We start from the raw sequence: 696 nt of genomic DNA on the forward strand, positions 1-696 counted from the left end.
GGATTTTTGCATGGCTACGATGCATTACGGGATTTTTGCATGGCTACGATGCATTACGCCTATGGTGCCTCGGCCGCAGCTGCCGCAGCCAACGGCTTCAACCTGGTTGATCTTCAGTACGCGTCATCGGTCAACGCTCTGCCGGATGGCTCCAAGGCCCTTATTTGGCTCAATGAAGGCAACGGGGTGACCGCCTCTTTCATCAACAAGGTGACCCCTCTTATCGGCAATTCGAAGGTCTTAGCTTTTTATCTCACCGATGAGCCGGATCCCACGGGCAAATATCATACTCAGGTCAGCGCTGCCAATCTTAAGGCTGAATCGGATTGGATTCACTCCCATTTCCCGGGCGCCAAGACTTTCATCACTCTGATGAATATGGGCTCGTTCAACACCCCCGACTACACCAACACCTACAATCCGGCCAACACCGGCATCGATTTCTACGGAATAAATCCCTATCCGGTGCGATCGACGGTCGTCGACTTTAATTACATCGACCGTTCCGTGTCGGCCGCGCTGAATGCGGGCATCCCGCTGAGCTCGATCGTACCCGTCTATCAGTCGTTCGGCGGTGGTGGCTGGGCGACCAATACAGGCGGCTCCTATGTGATGCCGACCACTGCGCAGATGCAGACCATGATGGATCACTGGGCAAAGCTGGTTCCGTCGCCCGCTTTTGACATGGCCTACAAA

The 696-nt window shown here is 54.7% G+C and carries 1 pseudogene; it reads left to right on the forward strand.

Annotated features, from left to right (window positions below):
* Positions 1–39: 39 nt before the first annotated feature.
* A pseudogene (locus AC1DZ8_RS33325) lies at positions 40–696 on the forward strand (calcium-binding protein); the annotation flags it as partial.

Source organism: Mesorhizobium sp. P2_F7 (assembly GCF_056403695.1).